We start from the raw sequence: 24,365 nt of genomic DNA, 5'->3' as shown, positions 1-24,365 counted from the left end.
AGAGAGAATTCGTCATGCCTCATTCCCAGCCCGAACCGAGTCGGCAAGCCGTGAACCTGGCCCACAAGGCCTCGCTGATCGACCAGCAGTGGAGCCCGCGGGTCGTAGCCGAAATGAACGACTACCAGTTCAAGGTGGTGCGCATCGAGGGTGAATTCATCTGGCACTCCCACCCGGAAACCGATGAAGCCTTCATTGTCCTCGAGGGCGTGCTACGTATCGACCTGCCCGAGGGCAGCGTCTTCGTCGGCCCGGGCGAGTTGTATGTGGTACCGCGTGGAGTGCAACACCGGACAGCCGCCGACGGTGAGGCCCGACTGATGATGATCGAACCACGGGGCATCCTGAATACCGGCCATGAAGGGGGAGAACGCACGGCGACCAACGACCTCTGGATCTGATCCTCCCTTGCCGGGAACGTGGCCCCTCACCGACGCCAGAGATAGGCCCAGGTGAGGCCCGCCACCGTGCCCGCCAGCAGGTACCAGCAGCCCGGAATGAACACGCCGAAGAGCACTGCCACGGCTATGCCGAACAACCACGCCGAAGTGATAGGCAGGCGACTCCCCTTTTCGGAAAAGTCTTGTCCGGGACTGCCATCGTCATTCAGGAACATCGGGACCTCGCTCAAGGATGAACGACGATGATGGCGCCCCCTTGCCCTACGGGTCTTGAAGGTTTGTGCAAGCGAGGGTCGAGCCGGCCTCTTCGGTCTGCTGCCTGGAAAAACCTCCTGAGCCTGTTGGCGGATTCCCGCGAACAGGCTCACCCCGATTCCCAGCCAACAGCATTGAGCCGGCAGCCTCCTGTCCACTATAGTTGCACGATGAAAGCAGACACCGATATCGATGCCCGCATCGGCGCGCGCATCCGCACCGAACGGGAAAGCCGCGGCTGGTCGTTGACCGAGCTGTCCCAACGCGCCAGCGTCTCGCGCGCCATGATCCACAAGGTCGAGCGCGGCGAGAGCAGCCCGACCGCCAACCTGCTCGGCCGACTCTCGGGCGCCTTCGGCCTGAGCATTTCCAGCCTGATCGCCCGCGCCGAGGTCGAACAGGGCCGCCTGCTGCGCAAGCAGGACCAACCGACCTGGACCGATCCGGAGACCGGCTACCTGCGCCGCCATGTCTCGCCACAATCCGACCTGCCGCTCGATCTGGTGCACATCACCCTGCCCGCCGGCAAGGCCGTGCCCATGCCGGCCTCGGCCTACAGCTTCCAGCGCCAGTTGATCTGGGTGCTGCAAGGCGAGCTGATCTTTACCGAAGGCAGCGTGCGCCACGCCATGCACGCGGGCGACTGCCTGGAACTGGGCCCGCCCGTGGCCTGCCAGTTCGCCAATGAATCGGCTGCCGACTGCATCTACGCCATCGCCCTGCTGAAAACTGCCTGAGCCTCACGGCCTTGCCCGACCTGGCGTCGCGGAAAGGCTTGCCTGCAAAGTCCACTATATTGGATTATAAGTCCACCATAGTGACAACCCCCAGGAGTGGCCATGCTCATCCGCGACGCAATCCCTGCCGACATCGCCGGCATCACCCCGATCTACAACGACGCCGTCCAGCACTCGACCGCCATCTGGAACGAGGCGACGGTCGATACCGCCAACCGCCTGGCCTGGCTGGCCGACCGGCAACAGGCGAACTACCCGGTGCTGGTGGCGGTGGACGAAGCCGGGAACGTGCTGGGTTATGCCTCGTTCGGCGACTGGCGGGCCTGGGACGGCTATCGGCACACGGTCGAACACTCGGTCTATATCCGTGCCGACCAGCGCGGCAACGGCCTCGGCAGCCTGCTGATGCAGCGGCTGATCGAACCCGCCCGGACGCTGGGCAAGCATGTGATGGTCGCCGGTATCGAGGCGCAGAACCTCGGCTCGATCCGCCTGCATGAAAAGCTGGGATTCGAGCAGGCTGGCCACTTGCGCCAGGTCGGTGCCAAGTTCGGCCAGTGGCTGGACCTGGTGTTCCTCCAGCTCATCCTGGATGATCGCACCACCCCGGCCCCGCGCTCGTGAGCGGGCTGATCCTCGCACTGCTGGTCGCGGCCGGCGCCGCCGTGGTCGCGCAGAACCTGCTGATGGTCCAGATCACCAGCAGCGTCTCCACGGTGCTGATCACCCTGCTGATCAACTCGGCCGCCGGCTTCGTCATCCTGCTCAGCCTGCTGCTCGGTCGCGCCGGCCTGGCCGGCATCGGCGAGGCCTTCGGCGCCTTGCGCTACTGGAGCCTCTTGCCCGGATTGCTCGGATCGTTCTTCGTCTTCGCCAGCATCTTCGGCTACCAGCGCCTGGGCGCGGCGGCGACGATTTCGGTGCTGGTCGCCAGTCAACTGCTCGTCGGGCTGGCCGTCGATTTCATTCGGGCGAGCCACCTCGACCTGCAGGGCTGTCTATCCTCCCTCTGCGGAGCAGTCCTGCTGGTGGCTGGCGCCTATCTGGTGGCGTCACGGCACTTCTGAAGCTCAGCCGGGCTGCGCGACAAAAAATGTTACGACTATGGACGCAGTTGGTGCACACTCGCCCCGCCTTGAAGCATCCTGCACATATTCAACGGCGATATCGCAATAAAAATGTGCAAGTTGCACATAAAAAAATGTAATACCTGCCTGCTTTTTCTACCGATCTCCAGCGATTGAAAGTGGGCCTGGTTATTGCTCATGCCCCGGCATCGCAAGCCAACCTTTCATTGCACCGTTTTTCGGTTCGGAGAAAAGCACATGAGTTCCACCGGCGAATTCCCCCTGAGTGAAGCCCCCTCCCATGCCCGCAAGGGACTGCTGTCCATTTCCATGGTGCTGTTCAGCTTCACCTTCTTCACCGGCACCATGTTCGCCGGCGGCAAGCTGGGCATGGCCTTCGATTTCGTCGACATGCTCTGGGTTGCGGCCATCGGCAACAGCCTGCTGGCGCTGTACGCCGCGGTGCTGGCCTTCATCGCCTCGCGCAGCGGCCTCAATACCGTGCTGATGGGGCGCTTCTGCTTCGGCGAGGCCGGCAGCCGCCTGTCCGACTTCATTCTCGGTTTTGCCGAACTGGGCTGGTACGCCTGGGGCACTGCGACCGTCGCCATCGTGCTGGTGAAAATGCTCGGCCTGGCGAGTGGCCTGACCATCCCGTTGATGATCCTGTTCGGCCTGGGCTTCAGTCTCACCGCGATCATCGGCTACAAGGGCCTGGACGTGCTGTCGCGGGTTTCGGTACCGCTGATGTTCGTGCTGCTGGTGATCTCGATGGTCATCGCCACCCGCAAGATCGGCGGCCTGCAGGGCCTGGCCGCGGTGATCCCGCATGAGGCCATGAGTTTTTCCGCCGCGGTGACCATGGTCTTCGGCACCTTCGCCAGCGGCGCCACCCAGGCCACCAACTGGACGCGACTGGCGCGCAGTGGGCGGGTCGCGGTGATCGCCAGCGTGATCAGTTTCCTGGTCGGCAACGGTCTGATGATCGTCGCCGGCGCCTGGTGTGCAATCGTCTATCAGCAGGCCGACATCGTCGAGGTGATGATGCTGCAGGGCCTGTCCTTCGCCGCCGTGGTCATGCTCTGCTTGAACTTGTGGACCATTCAGGGCCCGACCATCTACAACGTCTCGGCCGCGGCCTGCCACCTGCTGCGCAGCGAACGTCGGCGCAGCATGACCCTGGCCGCCGCCGGCGTCGGCATCCTGCTGGCGATTGGCGGCATGTATGAAATGCTCATTCCGTTCCTGGTGCTGCTCGGCTCGATCATCCCGCCGATCGGCGGCGTGATCATGGCCGACTTCTGGTACCGCCATCGCGGCCAGTACCCGCAGTTGGGCAGCGTCCAGCTGCCGCGCTACAACTTCAACGGCCTCGTCGCCTATGCCGTGGGCGCCCTGCTGGCCTACAGCTCGCCCTGGGTCGCGCCGCTGGTGGGTATCGCCGCCTCCGCGGTCTGCTACATCGGCCTGGTCGAGCTGCGCGGCCGGCGCAATGCCCTTCAATCCATGCAGGGCGGTCAATGAGCCTGACGGTCGAGGAAATCCTCAAGCTGCCCGGGCTTGAGGAGTTGCGCGTGCGGGCGGGTGCTGCCCACCTGCAGCGCAGCGTGCGCTGGCCCTACGTGGCCGAGAACGAAGGCATCGCCGAATGGGTGATGGGCGGTGAGCTGGTGTTCGTCACCGGCATCAACCATAGCCGCGAGGAAGGCAACCTGCTGGGCCTGGTCGAAGATGGAGTCGCCGTCGGCATCGCCGGGTTGGTGATCCTCACTGGCGAGGCGTTCATCCAGCGCATTCCCCCGGCCGTCATCGAACGGGCCGAACAACTCGGCCTGCCACTGATCGAACAGCCCTACCTGCTGAAGATGGTCGTGGTCACCCACGCCATCGGCACGGCACTGGCACACATGGCCCAGGCCCGGCGCTCACGGCAGGACATCCTCGGCCAGTTGCTGACCGGCGACTACCCGAGCCTGGCCATCGCCCGCCAGCGCGCGGCCCATGCGCAACTGCCGGTCGAGGGGCCACGGCGCCTGGTGGCGCTGCGGCTGTCGGCAGTCAGCCTGCTGTTCGAACGCCATGCGCCCGACCAGGCGGAGCAGTTGCTGCAGCAGACCCGCCAGGCGCTGCAGGATCACCTGGAAGCCTGGAGCCGCCAGCAGAGCGAGCCGCTGCCGGTGATCCTGCAAGGCGACCTGTTCGTGCTCCTGCTCGCCGACCAGGCCGACCTGCCCCAGGCCCTCGCGGCCCTGTATCGCAGCGCCAGCGCACACGTCGGCGAACTGAGCCTGTTCATGGGCCTGGCCAGCCGTGTCGAGGACTGCGGCCACTATCGCCGGGCCTTGAGCGAGGCACGCCAGGCGCTGGATGTCGCCGAGAGCCTGCGCCCGGCCAGCGGCCTGTGCGACTTCAGCGAACTGGGCGTGCTGCGCCTGCTGCAGGGCATCGGCGACCGCTCGCTGATCGACGACTTCGTCAGGCAGACCCTCGGCCCGCTGATTGATACCGGACGCAAGCAGCCGCTGACCCTGCTCAGAACCCTCGACGCCCTGCTCCAGGAAAACGCCAACACCTTCAAGGCGGCCAGCCGCCTGCAGATCCACCGCAACACGCTGGCCCAACGCATCCAGCGCATCGAACAACAAAGCGGGCAATCACTGGACGACCCGCTGTTTCGCATGAATGCCGCCGTGGCCCTGCTGGCCTGGCGCATGACTCAAACCTGTAAGGAGCCTGCATGAACATCATCAATGCCCGCCTGCGCGGCAAGACCGGCCTCTATCGCATCGAACTCGACGGCGAGCGCATCGGCGCCATCGTCGCCCAGCCCGGCGTCGCCCAGGCACAAGACACAGACCTGGACGCCGCACAGAACCTGGTCACCGCGCCCTTCATCGAGCCGCACATCCACCTCGACGCCACGCTGACCGCCGGCGAACCGAGCTGGAACATGAGCGGCACGCTGTTCGAAGGCATCGAGCGCTGGGCCGAGCGCAAGGCCCTGGTGACCCACGAGGACACCAAGACCCGCGCCCGCAAGACCATCGACATGCTGGTCGACCACGGCATCCAGCACGTGCGCACCCATGTCGACGTCACCGACCCGACCCTGGCCGCGCTCAAGGCCATGGTCGAGGTCCGCGAGGAAACCCGCCACCTGATCGACCTGCAGATCGTCGCCTTCCCCCAGGAAGGCATCGAGTCGTACAAGAATGGTCGTGAGTTGATGACCGAAGCGGTGGCCCTGGGCGCCGACGTGGTCGGTGGCATTCCGCACTTCGAGAACACCCGCGACCAGGGCGTGTCCTCGGTGAAGTTCCTGATGGACCTGGCCGAGCGCACCGGTTGCCTGGTCGACGTGCATTGCGACGAGACCGACGACCCGCACTCGCGCTTCCTCGAAGTGCTGGCCGAAGAGGCACGTGTACGCGAGATGGGCACCCGGGTCACCGCCAGCCACACCGTCGCGATGGGCTCCTACGACAACGCCTACTGCTCCAAGCTGTTCCGCCTGCTCAAGCTGTCCGGGATCAACTTCGTCTCCTGCCCGACCGAGAGCATCCACCTGCAGGGGCGTTTCGACACCTTTCCCAAGCGCCGCGGCGTAACGCGCGTGGCGGAACTGGATCGAGCCGGTCTGAACGTCTGCTTCGGCCAGGACTCCATCGTCGACCCGTGGTACCCGCTGGGCAATGGCAACATCCTGCGGGTGCTCGAGGCCGGCCTGCACATCTGCCACATGCTCGGCTACCAGGATCTGACCCGCGCCCTGGACCTGATCACCGACAACAGCGCCCGCACCCTGAACCTCGGCGAACGCTACGGTATCGAGACCGGCCGCCCGGCCAACCTGCTGATCCTCTCGGCGCCGGACGACTACGAGATGATCCGCCGCCAGGGCCAGGTCCTGGTGTCGATCCGCGCCGGCAAGGTGCTGCTCAAGCGCACGCCGGCGGTCGTGGAGCGCTTCTGCGAGCAGCCGTAACGTCGGTACCGGTTATCGCCGACAGCACCAGGCTGTCGGTTCCTCAGCGCAGAACCGTGCCCTGGAACCAGGCGACAGTTGGCAACCGCCACGCCCCTCTGATCTCAATTATTACCCGGGCAATATTGACCATAAATTAATACCCGGGTATTAATGGCCTCCTCACACGGAGGAATGATCAAATGTCCGACCTGCTTACCAAACCCGTCACGGCCTTCGCGGCCCATCGCCTGTTGAGCGCGGGACCGCTGGTGGAAGTGGCCTTGGCCGTCAAGGCGGCCAACGAAAGCGATACCAGCTGCACGGTGCTGGTGTTCGACGACAGCACCGGCCGGGTCATCGACCTGGACCTGCGCGGCAGCAAGGCCGACATCATCGAACGCCTGTCCCAGCCACCACGGCCATCGGCCGGGCGCTACCGTCCACCGGCAGAGGCTTCGACCGAGGCCTCGACGCAACAGTCCAGTGAACCCAAGGGCCGTGGCCGACCGAAACTCGGCGTCGTGGCGCGCGAAGTCACCCTGTTGCCACGCCAGTGGGAATGGCTCGCACAGCAGCCCGGCGGCGCCTCGGCCGTGCTGCGCCGGCTGGTCGACGATGCCCGCAAGAATGGCGGTTCACGCCAGCAGCGGCGCGCCGCCCAGGAGGCCACGTACCAGTTCATGCTCGCCATCGCCGGTGACTTCCCCGACTACGAGGAAGCGACCCGGGCGCTGTTCGCCGACGACCGTACGGCCCTGGAACAGCGCATCGCCGCCTGGCCCGAGGATATCCGCCAGCATTTGCTGCGCCTGGCGTTCGGTCCCCAGGACAACGCCCGGTAAACCATCCGACGACAGGAGTCACGATGCACAACCCCATTGCCGCCTGCTACCTCGAACCGACCTGGGAAGCCGGGCGGCGCTTCGTTCAGCAAGGCCTTGCCGGTGAAGTGACGATGCTCAACCTACTGCGCTTTCGCCAAGTCGCCGACTACAGTGCCAACCCCGAACTCGCACCGGCGCGCCCTATCAGCGGCGCCGAGGCCTTCGAGCGCTACATCGACCATACCCGACCGCTGCTGCAGCAGACTGGCGGCGAGCTGTTGTACCTGGGCAACGCTCAAGCCTGGCTGATAGGCCCCGAAAGCGAACGCTGGGATCTGGTGATGCTGGTGCGCCAGAGCAGTGTCGAGGCGTTTCTCGGCTTCGCCAGCCATGCCGGCTACCTCGAAGGCCTCGGCCACCGCACCGCGGCCCTGGAAGACTCGCGCCTGCTGCCGATGACCGCCCACCGGTTCAACGCTGTCGAAGGAGCCCGCACATGACCACCCTGCCAGCCAATGGCCTGGAACTGGCCTACGACAGTTTCGGCGCCCCCAACGACCCGGCGATCCTGCTGATCGCCGGACTCGGCACCCAGATGCTCCGCTGGACCGTGCCCTTCTGCCGAAGCCTGGCGGCCGAAGGGTTCCGGGTGATCCGCTTCGACAATCGCGACAGCGGCGGCTCGACTCATTTCAGCCAGCGCGGCACGCCGGACCTCGGCGCACTGGTCGCCACGCTGATGGCCGGGCAGCGCCCACAGGTGCCCTACAGCCTGCACGACATGGCCCGGGACGCGCTCGGGCTGCTCGACGCCCTCGCCATCGAACGTGCCCACGTGGTAGGCCGCTCCATGGGCGGGATGATCGCCCAATTGCTGGCCAGCGAGCACCCCGGGCGGGTGCTGTCGCTCACCTCGATCATGTCCAGCACCGGCAACCCCGCACTGCCCCAGACCGCCCCGGAGTTGATGGCGATGCTGATGCATCCCGCCCCCGACCCGGCCGTGGACGAAGCCGCCTACCTGGCACACAGCCTGGCGTTCGCCCGGCGTATCGCCGGCAGCGCCCAGCCCTTCGATGAAGCTGCGCAGCGTGAGTTGATTCTCGAAGAAAGGCGCCGAGCCGGTGGCACCGGCGGCCTTTCGCGCCAGATAGCGGCCATTGCCGCCACCGGTGATCTGCGCCCACGCCTGGCAACCATCCGGGCGCCGGCGCTGATCATTCACGGCGCGGATGACCCATTGATCCTGCCCGCCTGTGGCGAGGACAGCGCGGCGTCGATCCCCGGTGCCGAACTCCTGCTGGTCGAAGGCATGGGCCACGACCTGCCACCGGCGCATTATCCGCTCGTCAGCGCGGCAATCGTGCGCAACGCTCGCCGGGCCTGAATCACCGCTGGTAGGGTGCGTCGACGATCAGCGCCGGATCCAGTCCGCGAATACGGCTCTCGGAGTGATAGGCGCCGTCATCGTTGTAGCGCAGGTAGGCGCGCCCACATGCCAGGCACTCCCAGACGCCACATTGGTTGTACGGATAGTAGAGCGGTGCGATGGGGGCGGCGACCGACCAGTAGGAGGTGCCGTCGGGATGGTATTCATCGAGGGTCGCCTCCTCTTCCGCCAACTCGGCCAGCGAGCCGATCTGGCGCAGTTGGCTCTCACGCAGGGTGACCGGCCACCCCTCCCAGCCGGCCAGGGATTTGGCGGTGCATGGGCAGGTTTGGCTGACGGCTGCCGAGCGTTGCGCAATGGCGCGCAATGAAGAGACATCGAGTAGCGGCGACATGGATTCCTTCCCATCGGATGCAGGCCCCTACCCTACCGTACGGCAACTGCTCTGGCACGCAGAGAATACAGCAACTGCGCCTTGCGGTGCTGATGGCGGCCATGCTCCCAGCGCTGGGAGACCTGCGAAGCAGGCAAGGCATGGATGGGCCGCGGGATGTCGTCGACAGCGCGGTGGCCTGCGGATTCATCGGAGGGGATCTGCAGCACGCCAGGCAGTCCATTCAAGGATGGGCGGCCCTTGGCCGTTTTGAACAATAATGTGGCCATATTGCGCAATGACCTTCAGACCAGCGCCGGGTATCGTGAACTTATCGCATTAACCCCAAGGAGTAAGGACATGCAGGTCGATGACAGCCATTTCCCGCTGGTCTGGATGCAGGTCAACCGTGCCCTGGCCCCCACGGCCAACCCCTTCGCCGGCTTCGAAGCCCTGCTCGAGCGCGAGCAGGCCTTCGTCCTGCTCAACGACGAGGGCCTGGGTGAAGGTCGCTACGAACACACCCATGAAGAGAGAAAGCAGGTATCGCTCTGGATGAAGCGCCACAAGGAAGCACTGCGGGCCTTTGTGAAAGTGGCGATTTACGTCGAGGCCGATGCCGCGATACGGGCAGCGACCGAATCCTTCGCCCCGGCCTACGAGAAGTTCTGGGGCTACCCCATGCTGATCGTCGCCACCCGCGACGAAGCCCTGGCACGGGCCCGCGACTCCCTGCAAGCCTGAGGCGAAGCCCTGTCCCCCAATCAACCCACGATGGAAGGGACCATGCCCCTGGTTGCCATCAGCACCGTCGAGATCGGTGCGACCGACCACCGGTCGATGCTCCTGCAGAAGCGGCTGGCCGACCGTCTCAGGTTCGCCGCCTTTGAACTCAGTACCGCCCGCCCCACGACACTTGATCCTGGGCCACACTGAGCCCGCCCTGGTCAGCGAGCAGCAAACGCGCCTGCAAATCTGCCCGACTGGGCAGGAACCAGACACTCCGGCCCGCGTTGGACTCGCTGACGAACTCGGCCAGGGCCTCGCTGCCGCGAGTGTAGACCGCTATCTCGCCAATGATTGCCACACGCAGGCGGTAGTTGACGAACTTCTGCAGCACCACGCCGGCCAGGCCACTGCGCAGGTCGAAGAACGCCGGGGCCAGGCGCCCGACCGGAATGGCCAGCAGACTGGCGCCGGTCTCCCAGGCCACAGCGATCAGCTCCTGGGCATCCTGCTCACATGCCAAAACCGCGCCGCTGTCGGCCCAGGCCAGCACGACGACGGAGCCCATCCGGATCAATGTATTTTCACTCATTGCCGCGCGCGTCCTCATCGCACAGAAACGCCCGCACCACTTCGCCCTGCCCCCTGACATGGTGCGGTGCCTCGGCCACCAGCCGAGTCACCGCATGGGGAACCTGCGCCGCAACCCGCGCCATGGTTTCGAAGCTGTCGAGCAACACATCCTGCCCGCCGGCCACCACCAGCAGTGGCATGCCCAGGCGACGCAAGGCAGCATCATCGAGGATCGGTATCTTTTCCAGGCGCGGCCTGAGACTACGGCCGATCAGTTCCATCAACGCGAATACCTCGTGCGCCTCGGCCGACAATCCCGGTGGCGGCGGCCCCAGCACGCTCTGCCGAACCCGGCGACGCCCCCACTCTCCGAGCAACAACAATGGCAGCGCCTTGTACCAGAAGGCACGCTGCCGGCCGATGCCCGAGGGATAGAGCAACACCAATTGACGCACCCGTTGGGGATGACGCGAGGCGAAATCCACGGCCAGCCAACCGCCCAGGGATGCCCCGACCAATGCCACCTGATCGATCCCCAACTGCTGCAACACCTCGCCCAGCCACCGGGCATGGGCATCGCTGGCAAGGGCCGGGCGGATCGCCGCACTGCCGCCCGCCTCGCCGATCATGTCCAACGCATAGACGCGAAAATGCCTGGACCAATTGGCAGCGTCGAACATCCACGCCGCCGCATTGGATAACGACCCGTGCAACAGTACCAATGGCGGTGCCGCCGGATCGCCGCAAGCCACGACGAAGGTCTCGCCGAAGGTGGTCTGCAAGTGCAACTGCTGGTTGGCCACCGGCCAGTGCGAGAGCACCGCACGGTAGCGCTCGCGCACCAATCGTTCGAGCCCGGCGGACCTGTAGAACTGAGTCACTGACAGTCATCCGCCAGCGTCTGGATCAGGCTCAGCAAGGCCGCCGCGTCGGCGGGCGCAGCGATCAGCACGATCTTGAGCAATGAGCGCGACACATCATGGGCGGTCTGGCACTGGATCGGCTCGGACCCGCCCCGGCGCCCCAGCAGCGTGGCTTGCAACAGCGTGATCAAGCGCTCGGCCCGCGAGGACGACAGCGCCGGCACTTCGACGATGCAGGTGGCCCGAATCGGCTCCGGCGTCAGGCTCTCAGCCGATTCACTGCCGGCAAAGACAGCCACGTCCCCGGCCTTCAGTCGGTAGGACTTGCCAATCCGGGTCGCCGGCAGACGCCCTTCCCGGATGAAACGCAGGACGGTCTTGGCATGCAGCTGCAAACGCTCGGCAGCCTGGGCAACGGTGTAGAACTCTTCAGCCATGCTGGCACCTATTAACTCCCTATTACTCCCTAAAATACACAAAAAAGGAACAATAAAGAACAAGTAAGTGCCAAATATTGGGTTGTAACCCCTTTTTAGGGAACAATACGCCCTACGAGGAACTGCCCATGGCCTTCAGCAGCACCGGATCCCGCCCATAGATATCCGGCGCGTAGAGCAAGGTGCCATCGTGATCGACCTGCACGGTCCAGTACGCAAGCAGGATCGGCACCGGCGCCGTCAGCCGGTACTCATGGGTGGTGCCAGTCGCCAGCAGGTCGTCGGTGCGGGTGCGCTCGCCGCTGCTGAGCAACAGGTCACGCAAGTGCAACGGCTGCTCGACCCGCACGCAGCCTGAACTGAAGGCCCGCGGTCCCTTGGCAAACAGCGGCTGGCTGGGGGTGTCGTGCAGGTATACCGAGAACGGGTTGGGGAAGCGCAGGACGATCTTGCCCAGCGGGTTGCGCGGGCCGGCACCCTGGCGCAGCAGGATGTTGCCCGGCCGCTCCCAGTCGACCTCGTTCGCCGCCAGCGGGCGCCCTTCGCTGTCGAGCACCTGGAAGTTCTGCTGGGCAAGGTAGGCCGCGGGGTCCGGGCGGATGGCCGGCAGCTTGTCCTCACGCAGGATGGTCGGTGGCACGGTCCAGGTCGGGTTGAGGGTCAGGCGGGTGATGCGCGACTTGAGCAGCGGCGTCTGCCGATCGGCGCGACCGACCTGCAGGCGGGTCTGCCACAACGGTTCGCCGTCACGATAGAAGCTCAACTGGGCCGCCGCGACGTTCACCAATACGCCCTCGGGCTCCAGATCCGGCGACAGCCAGCGGAAACGCTCGAGGTTGAGGCGCAACTGCTCGCGGCGCAGCGCCGGGCTGACGTTCAACTCGACCAGGGTGCCCGGGCCGATCACGCCATCGGCCTGCAGCGAATGCCGGTACTGAAAATGCTTGACCGCCTCGGCCAGCTCTTCGCCGTAGACCTTTTCCGTATCGGAGGGCCGGTTCGGCAGATAGCCTTCGGCGAACAGCCGCCGGGCCAGCGCCGGCACCCGGGCATCCTCCATGCCGGGGCGCAACAGCGGGCCGCCATCGACGGTCGACCAGTGTGGCAGCGGTTGCTGGCGCTGCGCCGCATAGGCGCTACGCAGGTTGCGGTACAGCTCGGCGTTGGGCCGGGCCTGATTGAAAGCCTGGGCCATGTCCTGCAAGCCGGTCGCGGCCAGCGTCAGCAGCTCGGCGTCAGGTTCGCCGGTCGACGGCTGGGAGCGCCACAACGGCTCGAAACGCGCCTGCGACAGACGCCCGTAACGCAGGTCGTGCAGGGCCTGCAGGTACTGCCGGCTGACCTGGATATCGCTGCACAGCGCATCACTGGTACCGGCATCCCGGGGCAACGGATAACGCGCCGGGTCCAGTCCGTCGTCGGCCAGTTGCGGCAGTTGGGCCTGCAACGCCGCCAGCCGCCCTTCGGCGGACCACAGCGGGGCATTACCCTGCTGCTGGTAGAAGGCCTGCAAGCGCAGTTGCGTGGCCGCATCCATCTGCGCCGCCAGGCCCGGGCAGCTCGTCGACAATTGGGCCAGTGTCGCCTGCAACGGCGTGGGCGGATCGCCGAGCAGGTCGTCGGCCGTCGCGACCAATGGTGCAACGAGCAGGCAAAGGCTCAAGTAACATGCGTGTTTTTTGAACAAGGGCTAGGCTCCCATCCACGGTCATCGCGCGGGCGGTCTACGGTTATGGCAGAGGCGAATACCCTCGAGACGGCCGGGATCGCACAACCCATGGGATGCATGAACCTGCACTGAAGGCGGAGACGCTCTCTACATGCTGACATCTTGCTATCGACTCTGCCTGATCATTCTGACCCTGGCTGCTCCCTGTGGTTCAGCCCTGGCCGCCAGCGCAGTGAAACCGACGCTGTACGGCAGCCTCGCCCACGCCGCGCCGGAACTCAACCCCCTGGTGCTCAAAAGTGCGCTGAATGCGATGCAGTGCGCGGTTGGGCACGGTCATGAACAGTCCGAGCGCCTGGCCGTGATCGACTACTCGCTGCCCTCCACGGCCCGGCGCCTGTGGATCTTCGACCTGCGCAAGAGAACCCTGGTACTGCGCGACCTGGTCGCCCACGGGCAGAAATCCGGGGAGAACTTCGCCACCCGCTTCTCCAACCGGGTCGGCAGCTATCAATCGAGCCTGGGCCTGTTCCGCACCCAGGAGAGCTACGAGGGCACCCACGGCTACTCGTTGCGCATGGATGGCCTGGAACCGGGCTTCAACGACCGCGCGCGCGACCGCGACATCGTGATCCACGCCGCCGACTACGTCAGCCCCCTGTGGAGCCGGCGCGAAGGCCGCATCGGCCGCAGCCAGGGCTGCCCAGCCGTACGCCCGCAGGTGGCCAAGCAGGTGGTCGACAAACTCAAGGATGGCCAGTTCATGTTCTCCTGGTACCCGGATCGACACTGGCTCAAGTCCTCGACCTACCTCAACTGCAAGCCACAGCAGATGGCCAGCGCCAAGGCCAGGGGCGTGGCGCGCTAGGACCGGCGCCGCCCGCCGTGGGAGCCGGCGTGTTAAGGTGGGCGCTGATCAGCTCGGACCCGACATCCGTGGACGACTGACTGCCAGAAGAGAAGGAACTCAGCGCTGGACGGCATGAAGAAAACAAACCGGATCAAGACGATCTATCTACGAACACTGGGTGTCCTGATTCTTGCCCCAACGTTCCTGGCAGCCTTCCTGGCCGGCCTTGCCGCCTTGGTCATTTCCGTGTCGACCCTGACGCATGCGGGCAATGCCTGGAGCATTGTCGTGTCATGCATGGCGTACATCACTGTAGTGACAACCGGCTGGTCGGGAGTCATCACTGCCAGTTGCCTGTACGGCCATTTCATGGATTGCGACTCCCGTCCGTCCTGGTCCCCCCTTGCCTGGATCGGACTGTCGCTCGGAGTGGCAACCTCCCTGGCACTCATGATCGTCTTACCTGACGTCAAGTGGCTGTTCGGCTGGCCCATTCTCGGCGCCGTCGGGCTTGCAGCGCTGCTCCTCCATGCGAAACCAACTGCAGCACCAGCGCCTGGTTCCCAGGGCCGACCCACATCACGTCCTGCCTCGGAAGGCGCCTGGTCCAAAGGATAACTTCGTGATTTTTTGATCGTTCACACACTCTGAGTGGAAACGTGATGATCGTTCCCACGCTCTGCGTGGGAACGCAGCCCGTGACGCTCCGCGTCACCAGGACGGATGCGCAGTGCGAGAACGATCGACAGGGCCGGGTCCGGCTAGTACCGAGTGATGGTTAGCCCTTCCGCCTCGACAGGCGTGTTGAAGTAGCTGGTAATCAACTCGAACTCGGCATCGGTGGCCGCGAAGTCGTGCTCCCCCCTGGCGTTGCGTGCATGCAGGCGGGCCTTGCAGGTGGTGTCGTCGAGGTCGATGAAGTGCAGGCAGTGCTCTACTCCCGCCTGATCGGCGAGGCTGCGCAACCATTGACGGTCGGCGACGGTGTTGGCGGGGAAATCCAGTACCACCGACAGCCCCTTCGACAGCAGTCCGACTACCAACGGGCCGAGTACACCGCGAATACGCCGGGCACCGCGGACATAATCCGCCACGGACTTGATCTCGTCCGGATACAGGGCCGCCAACCACGGGTCTTCGCTCAACAGCACAGCGTCATGTTCATCCGCCAGGCGTTTCGACAGCGTGGACTTGCCCGAGGCGATCTTGCCGCACATCAGGTGCAATATGGATTGGCTCATGGCGCTCGCGCCTCCTTGCGATCAGTGCCCGTCCTGCTCGGCGGCCTCATGCTGCCGCGCATAGCTGGCCCCCGCCAGGTAGAAGCAGCCACCGGCGATGATGAACCCGGCCAGCATGTAGAACATGAACTGTGGCGCCCACCAGGCCAGGGCGAAACCGCACAGCACCGGCCCCATCGCGCCGCCCAGGGAAGACAGGTTCTGCGCCCCGTAGTACATGCCCCGCAGGTGCGCCGGCGCGATCCGGTCGATGAACATGTACTCGGCCGGGAACACGATGATTTCGCCCAGGGTGAACACCGCCATCGCCAACGACCAGTGCAGCATCGTGCTCGACAGCGCAAAGCCCGTCACCCCCAGCAGGAACAGGGTGAAGCCGGCGGTCAGCCACAGGTTCAGGTGTTCATGGCTGATACGCTTGCCTATCAGGAACTGCAGGCTGATGACCACCACGGCGTTGACCGCCACCACCGCGCTGATGATGTGGTAGGTGAATTCCGGGCTGGTGGTGGTCACCAGGTACTGCGACAGGTACGCGGTGAACTGCCCGAACACCACGGCGCTCAGCACACCCCCCAGGGTGAAGCAGACCAGCCGCTTGTCCTTGAGCAGGATCCGCCCCACGCCGATGAAGGACACCGGTACACTGGTGCGGTCGACCGGTGCCAGGTGCCGCTCGCCGAACTGGTAATACGCCAGGAACGCCACCGCCCCCAGCAACGCCGAGACCACGAACGGCAGCCGGACATCCAGGTGCGCCAACCCAGCGCCCACGAATGGCCCCACCGCATAGCCGATGTTGATCAGCGTATAACGTGCCGAGAACACCCCGGACTGCTCCGACTCCGCCAGCACACGGCCGAGGGTCGCCTTGACCACCACGTCGATCGCCGCGTAGGCGAAGTTGAACAGCACCAGGAAGAGGAAGAACAACCACAGCCGATGGGTGACGCACATGCCGATGAAACCAAGCATGAACAGCAGGGTGAAGCCCAGGATCAGGCGAAAACTGGAGCCGCGGTCCGTCAGGTAGCCGCTGTAGACACTGAGCAATGAACCGGCCACCAGCGCACAGCCGACCGTCATGCCGATCTCGCTGATCGCCAGGGAAAACTGGGTGGACAGGAAAATCACCAGGTACGGCAGCGTGATCGCCCGCCCCAGGGTCAGGACCAGCGTAGAAAACAGCAGCAGATTGACCGAAGTCGGATAACGCTTGAGTACCGCCAACATCCTTATTGTCTCCTGGCTGGCCGCCAATCAGGGCCGCTCCCTGCAAGGCTCGATGAGATCTTCTGACGAAAGGTTTCCAGTATCACAGATACCGGACCGGGCCGTCATGCTCCCCCCCAGCTCCGCCGTGCAGGGCATCTGCGCCAGAAGCCGGTAAGAAATACACACTCTGAAACATAAAGTTTCAATTTTCCCGACCGATATTCCAGCGGTGCCCCTTCGACCGGGGTACGGCCCCTTTCATATCAGCGGTTTGTCACGGCGGAGATTGCCCGAATGCTTGCCCCACTTAACAGGCTGTTGGAGAACATCAGTGTCAGAGCCAAGCTCACCTTGGGCTTTGGTGCCGTCATGCTGCTGACCCTGCTGATTGCCCTCACCGGCTGGCTGGGCATTCAGGCCCTCGGGGATCGTAGCGACCGCATCCTCGACATCGCCAAGCTCAACGACCTGACCCGCGACGTGCGCAACAGCCGGCTGTTCTACAGCATCAACCCGGACGCCGAGCGCGCCGCCGCCGTGGTCAAGCTGCTCGACAGTCTCGACAACCACCTGGCCCACGACCGCTCGGTGTTCCATTCCCCGGCCAGCCAGCCTTTGCTCGACACCGCGACCACGGTCGCCAAGAGCTACCGGGCGCACTTCAACGATTTCAGCCAGGCCGTCCAGGCCCGGGACGCCACCCGCGCGGTATTTGGCGGGCATGCCGACCTGGCCGTGGCGCAACTGAAAAAGCTCATGGAAATGGCCACCTCGCCCAATGGCGACCAGGCCCAGATCGACAACCTGGTAAAGGCGCAGACCGTGGTCCAGCAGGCACGCTTCCAGTTGCGCGGCTACAGCTACAGCCTCAAGCCCGAGTTGCAGAAACCGGCCAGGGACGCCATCGAAGATGCGATCACCTATATCAAGACCCTCCCGGGCCACCTTCCTGCGTCCTCAGACAGCGACGTGCAACGCCTGCTGCAGGCCATGACCAGCTACCGCGATACCGTCGCCCTGTTCGCCGACGCCCAGGGCAAGGCCGATAGCGCCCAGGTGCAGCTCGATGGCGATATCAGGAACCTGCTCGCTGCCACCCAGCAACTGTCGCAGGACCAGGTCGACCAGCGTCGCGATGACGTCCTGGCTGCGCGCAACCTGCTCGGCGGTGCCCTGCTCGCCGCGCTGCTGCTCGGCGTGATCGCCGCCTGGGCCATCACCCGGCTGATCGTCGGCCCGCTGATGGAAACCCTGCGCCGGGCCGAACAGGTCGCCAGCGGCAACCTGACCGACCATTCCACGGTCTCGCGTCGCGACGAACTGGGCCTGCTGCAACTGAGCATGCAACGCATGACCGTCAACCTGCGCGAGCTGATCGGCGGCCTGCGCGACGGTGTGATCCGCATTTCCGGCGCCGCCGAGCAACTGTCGGCGGTCACCGAGCAGACCCGCAGCGGCGTCAACAACCAGAAACACGAGACCGACCAGGTCGCCACCGCCATGAACGAAATGGCCGCAACCGTGCAGGACGTCGCGCGCAACGCCGAGCAGGCCTCCAGCGCCGCCGTCAACGCCAGCCACGAAGCCCGCGCCGGCGACGAGGTGCTGGCCCAGGCCATGGCGCAGATCGAGCGGCTGGCCGGCGAAGTCGGCAACTCCACCGCGGCGATGAACGACCTCAAGCAGGAAAGCGACAAGATCGGCAGCGTGCTCGACGTCATCAAGTCGGTGGCGCAACAGACCAACCTGCTGGCGCTCAACGCCGCCATCGAGGCCGCCCGTGCCGGCGAAGCCGGTCGCGGCTTCGCCGTAGTCGCCGACGAAGTACGCAGCCTGGCGCAGCGCACCCAGAGTTCCACCGAGGAAATCGAGCAACTGATCACCGGCCTGCAGGGCGGCACCGACAAGGTCGCCCTCAGCCTGGAAAGCAGCCGCGCCCTGACCCACAGCAGCGTCGAATTGACCCGCCAGGCCGGCACATCGCTGCATGGCATCAGCGAGTCGGTGCAGGCCATCGAGTCGATGAACCACCAGATCGCCACGGCGGCCGAGCAACAGAGCGCGGTGGCCGAAGAGATCAACCGCAGCGTGATCAACGTCCGCGACATCTCCGAACAGACCTCGGCGGCCAGCGAGGAAACCGCCTCGTCGAGCGTCGAGCTGACCCGCCTGGGCAACCACCTGCAGATGCTGGTGGGCAAGTTCACCCTGTAGCCACAGGGAGCGGACTAGCCACGAACGTGCATTCGGCGGCAGACTGCGTGGATCAACCCTCCACGCACGGCGGCCGACATGCACGACGATCCCTCACAGGCGCTGATCGACAGCTGGTCCGGCAACGCCCAGGCCTGGACCACGGCGGTTCGCGAGGGCCAGATACGCAGCCGCCGCGAGGTCACCAATGCGGCGATCATCGATGCCGTGCGGCCCTATCTGCCCGGCCGGGTGCTGGATGTCGGTTGTGGTGAAGGCTGGCTGTGCCGGGCCCTGGTCGAACACGGTGGCCAGCTCACCGGTGTCGACGTGTCACCGCGGCTGCTGGAGTTGGCCGCACAGGCCGGTGCCGGCGAATTCCACTGCCGGTCCTATGCCGAGGTGATTGCCGAACCACAGCGGCTCGGCACGGACTTCGACGTGATCGCCTGCAACTTCTCCCTGCTCGACGAACAGACCGCCGACCTGCTGGCGGCCCTCGCCGACACGGCCCGCCCCGACGCCCACCTGATCATCCAGACGCTGCACCCATTGTGCGTGGAGCCGCCCTATGCGGACGGCTGGCGGGTCGAGCACTTCACCGCGATGGGCGCCGGCGACTGGCAACCGATGCCCTGGTTCTACCGCACCCTGAGCAGTTGGCTCGCCACCCTCGCCCCGGCCTGGCGCCTGGAGTCCATCGAGGAGCCGCGCCTGCCCGAAGCGCCATTGCCAGCCTCATTGATCATCAAGGCCCAGCGCACCGCGCCCAACACGTAACAAGATTTTACAAGCACACCGCCACTTGGCTATGATCGACGCTCCGGAGATGGCATTCCTCCGTACCCAACCGCTGTGCTGCAGCTGATGATGCCTACAGACACCTGATCACCACAGGTCTGTAGGCGCGCGCGTGCAGATTTCCCGTTGGTCAGGCCCCCTCGATTCCTGTGGCTGACCCTATGTCCAGATTTTCACGCCCCGAACAACTCGATCTCCTGCCCTACCTTGGCAAATGGCTGCTATTGGCCTGTGTCGTGGCCGTGCTGGCCGGCAGCGCCTCGGCGTTTTTCCTGTTCTCACTGGAGCACGCCACCCAATGGCGCGAAAGCCATCCCGGGTTGATCTGGCTGCTGCCGCTGGCCGGACTGGCCGTCGGGCTGGTCTATCACTGGTTGGGCAAGCCGGTGGACGCCGGCAACAACCTGCTGATCGATGAAATCCACGACCCGAAGAAGACCGTGCCGCTGCGCATGGTTCCGTTGGTGCTGGGCGGTACGCTGGTGTCGCACCTGTTCGGCGCCTCGGTCGGCCGCGAAGGCACCGCGGTGCAGATGGGCGGCGCCCTCGCCGACCAACTGACCCATTGGCTGCGCCTGCGCCGCGAAGACCGGCGGATCATCCTCATGGCCGGCATCAGTGCCGGTTTCGCCTCGGTGTTCGGTACGCCTTTGGCCGGAGCACTGTTCGGCCTGGAGGTGCTGGCTATCGGCCGGATGCGTTACGACGCGCTGTTTCCCTGCATGGTCGCGGCCATCGTTGCCGACCAGGTCGGCCTGGCCTGGGGCGTGGTGCATAGCCACTACCCGATTGGCGAAGTGGTGCCGGTGCAGTTCTGGAGCATCACCGCGACCGTACTGGCCGGTGTCGTGTTCGGCCTGGCCGGCCTGCTGTTCGCCAGCGCCACCCACCGGCTGGGCGCCTGGGTGAAACGGCTGATCAAATACCCTCCGCTGCGGCCACTGCTCGGCGGCGCGGTGATCGCCCTCGCCGTCTGGGCACTGGATGCCCATCAGTACATCGGCCTGGGCATTCCCGGCATCGTCCAGTCGTTCCAGGTACCGGTCGCGCCGTGGGACTGGTTCGGCAAGCTGGCATTCACCGTGACCTCACTGGGATCAGGGTTCAAGGGCGGTGAAGTGACCCCGCTGTTCTACATCGGCGCCACCCTGGGCAACGCCCTCGCCCCACTGCTGCACCTGCCATTCGCCATGCTCGCCGGGCTCGGCTTCGTCGCGGTGTTCGCCGGCGCGGCCAATACGCCGCTGGCGACCATCGTCATGGCGATGGAGCTGTTCGGTCCCGAGATCGCGCCGTTCGCGGCCATCGCCTGTATCGCCAGCTACCTGGTGTCCGGCCACACCGGCATCTACAACGCCCAGCGCGTCGGCCACAGCAAGCATCGCGGCGACCTGCCCGAAGGCTTGCGCCTGGGCGAAGTGAAGCAGTACCGGGCACAGGCCAGGTCCGCCGAAAAAGACAGGAAATAAGGCCGGAGAACTCCCGCCTGAAATGATCCGGCAGGATTGGCGCCAGCGCGGCGCCAATCCCGTTGCGGTACTTACTGTTCGCCGACACCCAGCGGCGGGGTCCGCGGCGGGACCAGGCGCTTGCTGCCGGTCGCCTCGAAAGCCGCGGCCAATTGCAGCAGCGCCGAGTCGTCATAGGCCCGGCCGGCGAAGGTCAGGCCCACCGGCATGCCGATATCGGCCATCACCCCCATCGGCACGGTGACCGTCGGCACGCCCAGGTGACGGATCGCCAGGTTGCCGTTGGCGACCCAGATACCGTTGCTCCAGGCAATGTCGGCGGACACCGGGTTCACATCGGCATCGGCCGGGCCAACGTCGGCCACGGTCGGGAACAGCACCGCATCCAACCCTTGCTCCTGCATCCAGTCCTCGAGGTCGATGCGCCGGGTCTGCTCCAGCCCGCGCAGGCCGTCAGGCAGCGTGTTGATCTCGTTCCAGGGCGTGATTCCGCGCTCGGCCATGCGCACGTACTCGTCCATGCCGGCGGCCAGGTCACCCTCGCGGTTCGGCAGCGTGCCCGGGTCGTGCGGGAAGATCTTCGGCCCGTCGACGTCCACCAGGCGATTGAGCTTCGGATCGCCGTTGGCCCGCAGGAAATCGTCGAACGCCCAGGCGCTCAGGTCCCACAGTTCATGATGCAGGAACGCCTTGGACACCAGCCCGCGGGTGAACACCGTCGGCGCACCGGGACGATCGCCCTCGCAGTTGGACACCAGCGGGAAGTCCACCTCGAACACTTCGGCACCGGCGGCTTCCAGCGCCTGGCGTGCCTGTTTCCACAGGTCGATCACCGAGGCGCGGGTGTTGATGCGCTGCCCGGTCGGGCCGCCGATGCCCGGGGCGTCGCTGGTGCCCGCCTCAGGGTCGGCGTTGATGAACATGCGTGGCACGCCCAGGCGCTTGCCGGCCAGGGCCTGGGGGCCAACCGCCAGGGCCGGATAGGACTCGGGCCGCACCGAAGCCACGCTCGGAATCGCTACCCAGGGTTGCAGGCGCCACAGGTCGCCACGGGTGTCCGAATCTTCGGCAACCACCACGTCGAGCACTTCCAGCAGGTCGGCCATGGTCCGGGCATAGGGCACCACCACGTCCATGGTCGGCGTCAGCGGCCAGTTGCCGCGTACCGAAATTACCCCGCGCGACGGGGTGTAGGCGCACAGGCCGTTGTTCGAGGCCGGCCCACGACCGCTCGACCAGGTTTCCTCGGCCAGGCCGAAGGCGGAAAAGCTGGCCGCGGTGGCGGTGCCCGCACCGTTCGACGAGCCCGAGGCAAAGGGCGCCGTCAGGTAGTCGGCGTTGTACGGGCTCTCGGCCCGACCATAGACGCCCCGCTGCATGCCGCCATTGGCCATCGGCGGCATGTTGGTCTTGCCCAGGCAGATCGCCCCGGCGGCGCGCAGGCGCTCGATGGTGAAGGCATCGCGATGGGCGACCAGGTCCTTGAAGGCCGGGCTGCCGGAGGCGGCGGTGAGGCCCTTGACCAGGTAGCTGTCCTTGGCCGTGTAGGGAATCCCATCGAGCGGGCCCAGGGTCTCGCCTCGCGCCCGGCGCGCGTCGGAAGCCCGCGCCTCGTCGAGCGCCTCGGGGTTGCGTACCACCACGGCGTTGAGCGCGGTGGGCGTGTCGGCGCCATCGTAGGCATCGATCCGGGCGAGATAGGCCTGGACCAGTTCGACCGCTGTGGTCTGGCCGGATTCGAGCGCGGCGCGCAATTGCGCGATGGAAACCTCGGTTACTTCGATCATGCTGTTACCGTCGACTGCTATAAGGGGGACGCGGTGATTGGAATCGCCACATCTTACCCTAGTGTCCTGTACGGTTAATTCGAATACTTAAATTTGCGTCCAAGAGTTTGCCAGGCAAGGCGCCATGACGAGTCGTAGCAGGGCTACGGCGAGGAATGGCAACGCCGCCTGGCGAAGACTTGGACGCGAAGTTGAGTAAGCGAATTAGCCACACAGGACACTAGTGTCCAACCTGCGACGCGGCTCACGTGTCCAATGGCGATTGCGGCGTATCCGGGTTGAGCTGCTGGCGACGGAACTGCCCCGGCGGCTGGCCATGGATCTGTCGAAAGCGCCGGGAGAAATAGGCCTCGTCGGCAAAGCCGCACAGGCGCGCCACCTCGCCCACCGCACGCGTGCCATTGAGCAGGTAGTTGCGCGCCGCATGCATCCGCCGCTCCAGCACCAGCTCGGTGAAGGTCTTGCCGATCTCCTTGCGCAGCCAGTGGGTCAGGTACGTCGGCGAGAGATAGGTCGCGGCCGCCACCTTGACCAGGCTCAGGTCCGGGTCGGCGATGTTCTTGCGCAGGTACTCGGACATCCGGCTCAACGCATCGCGGCGGCTGACTTCGGCGGCATTCTCCTCGGCCAGGCGCTTGAGCGGCTCGGCATACAGGGCGCAGACGCTGCCGATCAGTTGCAGCAGCAAGCCCTTGAGCATCTCGCGGGTGCCGAACTGGCGGTTCTCGTCGAGCGCCCGCATCTGCTCGATCAGGCCGCAGACCCGGGCGAAATCCTCATCGCCGAGGATGAAGTCCAGGTGCTCCTGGAAGCGGAACGGCGACAACTCCGGGGCCAGCAGGATCGAGACCTCCTCCAGGTCCATCGGGTCGCACTGCAGGTGCGGCAGCAGGAAATGCTGGGAGAAGTTGATCACCATGAAGTTGCTCTCTTCCGGATGCGGGATCACATGCACCCGGTGCGGCAGGATGAACGCCAGGGTATTGCGCGGGAACGGCCGCTCGACACTGCCGATGTGCTGCACGGTGTCGCCACCGAGGTTGACCTGGATCTGGAAGTACTCATGGCGATGCGGGCTGGTCTCGGCGCGACGGCCCTTCTTGTCGCGAATGTAGAAGTCGGTCAACTCGCTGCGTTGCTGCATGCCATAGGTCGGTACTCGGTGGGCTGACGACATCGTCCGGGGTTCCTCGATCAGTGCGTGGGCAGGTCGGTATCGCCTCGAACGGTGCGCGCCGACAGCCTCGATTCTGCGGCTGTACCCCGACAGGATTCAATAGTGGTACGACGACACATCTTGAAACCTGTTTTTCTGCCTCCCAACCGACGAGTTCAATTGTCCAAAACGGGCAAAATCGAGAATCAATATAAATTCATTTAAAAACAACGACTTAAAATAAGAACCAGGAAACCGCCGAAAATCGATCGATTTTTGATTTTTTGGACAAGCCCACCCCACCCGGTTTCAAGCGGGAAAAATGATCTAACGCACCAATTGATTCTATCGAGTCATACGACCACTGTTAT

Annotated in this window: 26 protein-coding genes, 1 pseudogene and 1 riboswitch; of the genes and pseudogenes, 17 read left to right on the top strand and 10 right to left on the bottom strand. The window is 65.1% G+C overall.

What is annotated here, in order from left to right:
- Positions 1-14 precede the first annotated feature (14 nt).
- Positions 15-401, top strand: a complete 387-nt coding sequence (locus HU752_RS12795) for a cupin domain-containing protein (RefSeq protein WP_186679794.1) — start codon at positions 15-17, stop codon at positions 399-401.
- Positions 402-427: 26 nt separating this feature from the next.
- Here HU752_RS12795 and HU752_RS12790 read toward each other — a convergent pair whose 3' ends face one another.
- Positions 428-616, bottom strand: coding sequence for a hypothetical protein (locus HU752_RS12790; RefSeq protein WP_186679791.1), 189 nt, complete (start codon positions 614-616; stop codon positions 428-430).
- 210 nt (positions 617-826) lie between these two features.
- Here HU752_RS12790 and HU752_RS12785 point away from each other — a divergent pair, with 210 nt between their 5' ends.
- From HU752_RS12785 to HU752_RS12745, 9 genes are all read left to right on the top strand, one after another.
- Positions 827-1,393 (top strand): helix-turn-helix domain-containing protein, encoded by a 567-nt coding sequence (locus HU752_RS12785; RefSeq protein WP_186679788.1) that lies wholly within the window; start codon positions 827-829, stop codon positions 1,391-1,393.
- A 96-nt stretch (positions 1,394-1,489) separates the two neighbouring features.
- Positions 1,490-2,017, top strand: a complete 528-nt coding sequence (locus HU752_RS12780) for a GNAT family N-acetyltransferase (protein WP_275959761.1) — start codon at positions 1,490-1,492, stop codon at positions 2,015-2,017.
- Positions 2,014-2,460, top strand: a complete 447-nt coding sequence (locus HU752_RS12775; protein WP_186679772.1) for a DMT family transporter — start codon at positions 2,014-2,016, stop codon at positions 2,458-2,460. Before HU752_RS12780 ends, HU752_RS12775 begins: the two co-directional genes overlap by 4 nt.
- A 258-nt stretch (positions 2,461-2,718) precedes the next feature.
- On the top strand, positions 2,719-3,984 hold the full coding sequence (gene codB, locus HU752_RS12770; protein WP_186679769.1) for a cytosine permease: 1,266 nt from the start codon (positions 2,719-2,721) through the stop codon (positions 3,982-3,984).
- Entirely contained in the window at positions 3,981-5,201 is a 1,221-nt protein-coding gene (locus HU752_RS12765; protein ID WP_186679765.1) for a PucR family transcriptional regulator, read from the top strand. The genes codB and HU752_RS12765 overlap by 4 nt, the downstream gene beginning before the upstream one ends.
- Positions 5,198-6,445, top strand: coding sequence for a cytosine deaminase (codA, locus tag HU752_RS12760; RefSeq protein ID WP_186679762.1), 1,248 nt, complete (start codon positions 5,198-5,200; stop codon positions 6,443-6,445). The genes HU752_RS12765 and codA overlap by 4 nt, the downstream gene beginning before the upstream one ends.
- Before the next feature lie 182 nt (positions 6,446-6,627).
- On the top strand, positions 6,628-7,269 hold the full coding sequence (locus HU752_RS12755; protein WP_186679759.1) for a DUF2239 family protein: 642 nt from the start codon (positions 6,628-6,630) through the stop codon (positions 7,267-7,269).
- A 23-nt stretch (positions 7,270-7,292) separates the two neighbouring features.
- Positions 7,293-7,751 (top strand): DUF1330 domain-containing protein, encoded by a 459-nt coding sequence (locus HU752_RS12750; protein WP_186679757.1) that lies wholly within the window; start codon positions 7,293-7,295, stop codon positions 7,749-7,751.
- Positions 7,748-8,638, top strand: coding sequence for an alpha/beta fold hydrolase (locus HU752_RS12745; protein WP_186679754.1), 891 nt, complete (start codon positions 7,748-7,750; stop codon positions 8,636-8,638). Before HU752_RS12750 ends, HU752_RS12745 begins: the two co-directional genes overlap by 4 nt.
- Position 8,639: 1 nt before the next feature.
- Here the strand turns inward: HU752_RS12745 and HU752_RS12740 are convergent, their stop codons facing one another.
- Positions 8,640-9,035: a hypothetical protein gene (locus HU752_RS12740; RefSeq protein WP_186679750.1), complete on the bottom strand. Its 396-nt coding sequence runs from the start codon at positions 9,033-9,035 to the stop codon at positions 8,640-8,642.
- Between the two features lie 339 nt (positions 9,036-9,374).
- Here HU752_RS12740 and HU752_RS12735 point away from each other — a divergent pair, with 339 nt between their 5' ends.
- Entirely contained in the window at positions 9,375-9,758 is a 384-nt protein-coding gene (locus HU752_RS12735) for a hypothetical protein (protein ID WP_186679747.1), read from the top strand.
- Positions 9,759-9,906: 148 nt separating this feature from the next.
- Here the strand turns inward: HU752_RS12735 and HU752_RS12730 are convergent, their stop codons facing one another.
- From HU752_RS12730 to HU752_RS12715, 4 genes are all read right to left on the bottom strand, one after another.
- Positions 9,907-10,332: a DUF4180 domain-containing protein gene (locus HU752_RS12730; RefSeq protein WP_186679745.1), complete on the bottom strand. Its 426-nt coding sequence runs from the start codon at positions 10,330-10,332 to the stop codon at positions 9,907-9,909.
- A complete protein-coding gene (locus tag HU752_RS12725) occupies positions 10,325-11,194 on the bottom strand; it encodes an alpha/beta fold hydrolase (protein WP_186679742.1) in 870 nt (289 codons plus the stop codon). The genes HU752_RS12730 and HU752_RS12725 overlap by 8 nt, the downstream gene beginning before the upstream one ends.
- Positions 11,191-11,613, bottom strand: a complete 423-nt coding sequence (locus HU752_RS12720; protein WP_186679740.1) for a helix-turn-helix domain-containing protein — start codon at positions 11,611-11,613, stop codon at positions 11,191-11,193. Before HU752_RS12720 ends, HU752_RS12725 begins: the two co-directional genes overlap by 4 nt.
- Before the next feature lie 112 nt (positions 11,614-11,725).
- Complete coding sequence (locus HU752_RS12715) at positions 11,726-13,300, bottom strand: L,D-transpeptidase family protein (protein WP_186679737.1); 1,575 nt, start codon at positions 13,298-13,300, stop codon at positions 11,726-11,728.
- A 133-nt stretch (positions 13,301-13,433) separates the two neighbouring features.
- On the opposite strand from HU752_RS12715, the gene HU752_RS12710 reads away from it, so the two are divergent.
- Together HU752_RS12710 and HU752_RS12705 are read left to right on the top strand one after the other, a co-directional pair.
- The gene (locus tag HU752_RS12710) at positions 13,434-14,150 is read left to right on the top strand and encodes a murein L,D-transpeptidase catalytic domain family protein (RefSeq protein WP_186679735.1); all 717 of its coding nucleotides are present in this window, start codon (positions 13,434-13,436) and stop codon (positions 14,148-14,150) included.
- A 114-nt stretch (positions 14,151-14,264) separates the two neighbouring features.
- Complete coding sequence (locus HU752_RS12705; RefSeq protein WP_186679732.1) at positions 14,265-14,750, top strand: hypothetical protein; 486 nt, start codon at positions 14,265-14,267, stop codon at positions 14,748-14,750.
- Positions 14,751-14,893: 143 nt separating this feature from the next.
- Here HU752_RS12705 and HU752_RS12700 read toward each other — a convergent pair whose 3' ends face one another.
- Together HU752_RS12700 and HU752_RS12695 are read right to left on the bottom strand one after the other, a co-directional pair.
- A complete protein-coding gene (locus HU752_RS12700; RefSeq protein ID WP_186679729.1) occupies positions 14,894-15,373 on the bottom strand; it encodes a P-loop nucleotide/nucleoside kinase family protein in 480 nt (159 codons plus the stop codon).
- A gap of 21 nt (positions 15,374-15,394) precedes the next feature.
- Complete coding sequence (locus tag HU752_RS12695; protein WP_186679725.1) at positions 15,395-16,606, bottom strand: MFS transporter; 1,212 nt, start codon at positions 16,604-16,606, stop codon at positions 15,395-15,397.
- Between the two features lie 276 nt (positions 16,607-16,882).
- On the opposite strand from HU752_RS12695, the pseudogene HU752_RS32150 reads away from it, so the two are divergent.
- The 4 genes and pseudogenes from HU752_RS32150 to HU752_RS12680 form a co-directional block, all read left to right on the top strand.
- A pseudogene (locus HU752_RS32150) lies at positions 16,883-17,947 on the top strand (methyl-accepting chemotaxis protein); the annotation flags it as partial.
- Positions 17,930-18,802, top strand: coding sequence for a methyl-accepting chemotaxis protein (locus HU752_RS32145; protein WP_437182366.1), 873 nt, complete (start codon positions 17,930-17,932; stop codon positions 18,800-18,802). The pseudogene HU752_RS32150 and the gene HU752_RS32145, both read left to right, overlap by 18 nt.
- Positions 18,803-18,880: 78 nt before the next feature.
- Positions 18,881-19,561: a class I SAM-dependent methyltransferase gene (locus tag HU752_RS12685; protein ID WP_186679711.1), complete on the top strand. Its 681-nt coding sequence runs from the start codon at positions 18,881-18,883 to the stop codon at positions 19,559-19,561.
- 36 nt (positions 19,562-19,597) lie between these two features.
- Positions 19,598-19,665: riboswitch (Fluoride riboswitch) on the top strand.
- Positions 19,666-19,743: 78 nt separating this feature from the next.
- Entirely contained in the window at positions 19,744-21,051 is a 1,308-nt protein-coding gene (locus HU752_RS12680) for a voltage-gated chloride channel family protein (protein ID WP_186679708.1), read from the top strand.
- Positions 21,052-21,122: 71 nt separating this feature from the next.
- Here the strand turns inward: HU752_RS12680 and HU752_RS12675 are convergent, their stop codons facing one another.
- Both HU752_RS12675 and HU752_RS12670 read right to left on the bottom strand, forming a co-directional pair.
- Positions 21,123-22,838, bottom strand: coding sequence for an amidase (locus tag HU752_RS12675; protein WP_186679706.1), 1,716 nt, complete (start codon positions 22,836-22,838; stop codon positions 21,123-21,125).
- A 244-nt stretch (positions 22,839-23,082) separates the two neighbouring features.
- Positions 23,083-24,015: a helix-turn-helix transcriptional regulator gene (locus HU752_RS12670; protein ID WP_186679704.1), complete on the bottom strand. Its 933-nt coding sequence runs from the start codon at positions 24,013-24,015 to the stop codon at positions 23,083-23,085.
- Positions 24,016-24,365: the final 350 nt, after the last annotated feature.

This window comes from Pseudomonas vanderleydeniana, assembly GCF_014268755.2.
Lineage (GTDB): Bacteria > Pseudomonadota > Gammaproteobacteria > Pseudomonadales > Pseudomonadaceae > Aquipseudomonas > Aquipseudomonas vanderleydeniana.
The sequence above is the reverse complement of the archived record's forward strand: the minus strand, read 5'-3'. Positions and strand labels throughout refer to the sequence as shown.

What these genes read in the sequence shown, in the direction of transcription:
- HU752_RS12795 (WP_186679794.1), top strand. Translation starts at nt 15, where the DNA reads ATGCCTCATTCCCAGCCCGAACCGAGTCGGCAAGCCGTGAACCTGGCC.
- HU752_RS12790 (WP_186679791.1), bottom strand. Translation starts at nt 616, where the DNA reads ATGTTCCTGAATGACGATGGCAGTCCCGGACAAGACTTTTCCGAAAAG.
- HU752_RS12785 (WP_186679788.1), top strand. Translation starts at nt 827, where the DNA reads ATGAAAGCAGACACCGATATCGATGCCCGCATCGGCGCGCGCATCCGC.
- codB (WP_186679769.1), top strand. Translation starts at nt 2,719, where the DNA reads ATGAGTTCCACCGGCGAATTCCCCCTGAGTGAAGCCCCCTCCCATGCC.
- HU752_RS12765 (WP_186679765.1), top strand. Translation starts at nt 3,981, where the DNA reads ATGAGCCTGACGGTCGAGGAAATCCTCAAGCTGCCCGGGCTTGAGGAG.
- codA (WP_186679762.1), top strand. Translation starts at nt 5,198, where the DNA reads ATGAACATCATCAATGCCCGCCTGCGCGGCAAGACCGGCCTCTATCGC.
- HU752_RS12755 (WP_186679759.1), top strand. Translation starts at nt 6,628, where the DNA reads ATGTCCGACCTGCTTACCAAACCCGTCACGGCCTTCGCGGCCCATCGC.
- HU752_RS12750 (WP_186679757.1), top strand. Translation starts at nt 7,293, where the DNA reads ATGCACAACCCCATTGCCGCCTGCTACCTCGAACCGACCTGGGAAGCC.
- HU752_RS12745 (WP_186679754.1), top strand. Translation starts at nt 7,748, where the DNA reads ATGACCACCCTGCCAGCCAATGGCCTGGAACTGGCCTACGACAGTTTC.
- HU752_RS12740 (WP_186679750.1), bottom strand. Translation starts at nt 9,035, where the DNA reads ATGTCGCCGCTACTCGATGTCTCTTCATTGCGCGCCATTGCGCAACGC.
- HU752_RS12735 (WP_186679747.1), top strand. Translation starts at nt 9,375, where the DNA reads ATGCAGGTCGATGACAGCCATTTCCCGCTGGTCTGGATGCAGGTCAAC.
- HU752_RS12730 (WP_186679745.1), bottom strand. Translation starts at nt 10,332, where the DNA reads ATGAGTGAAAATACATTGATCCGGATGGGCTCCGTCGTCGTGCTGGCC.
- HU752_RS12720 (WP_186679740.1), bottom strand. Translation starts at nt 11,613, where the DNA reads ATGGCTGAAGAGTTCTACACCGTTGCCCAGGCTGCCGAGCGTTTGCAG.
- HU752_RS12710 (WP_186679735.1), top strand. Translation starts at nt 13,434, where the DNA reads ATGCTGACATCTTGCTATCGACTCTGCCTGATCATTCTGACCCTGGCT.
- HU752_RS12705 (WP_186679732.1), top strand. Translation starts at nt 14,265, where the DNA reads ATGAAGAAAACAAACCGGATCAAGACGATCTATCTACGAACACTGGGT.
- HU752_RS12700 (WP_186679729.1), bottom strand. Translation starts at nt 15,373, where the DNA reads ATGAGCCAATCCATATTGCACCTGATGTGCGGCAAGATCGCCTCGGGC.
- HU752_RS12695 (WP_186679725.1), bottom strand. Translation starts at nt 16,606, where the DNA reads ATGTTGGCGGTACTCAAGCGTTATCCGACTTCGGTCAATCTGCTGCTG.
- HU752_RS32145 (WP_437182366.1), top strand. Translation starts at nt 17,930, where the DNA reads ATGCAACGCATGACCGTCAACCTGCGCGAGCTGATCGGCGGCCTGCGC.
- HU752_RS12685 (WP_186679711.1), top strand. Translation starts at nt 18,881, where the DNA reads ATGCACGACGATCCCTCACAGGCGCTGATCGACAGCTGGTCCGGCAAC.
- HU752_RS12680 (WP_186679708.1), top strand. Translation starts at nt 19,744, where the DNA reads ATGTCCAGATTTTCACGCCCCGAACAACTCGATCTCCTGCCCTACCTT.
- HU752_RS12675 (WP_186679706.1), bottom strand. Translation starts at nt 22,838, where the DNA reads ATGATCGAAGTAACCGAGGTTTCCATCGCGCAATTGCGCGCCGCGCTC.
- HU752_RS12670 (WP_186679704.1), bottom strand. Translation starts at nt 24,015, where the DNA reads ATGTCGTCAGCCCACCGAGTACCGACCTATGGCATGCAGCAACGCAGC.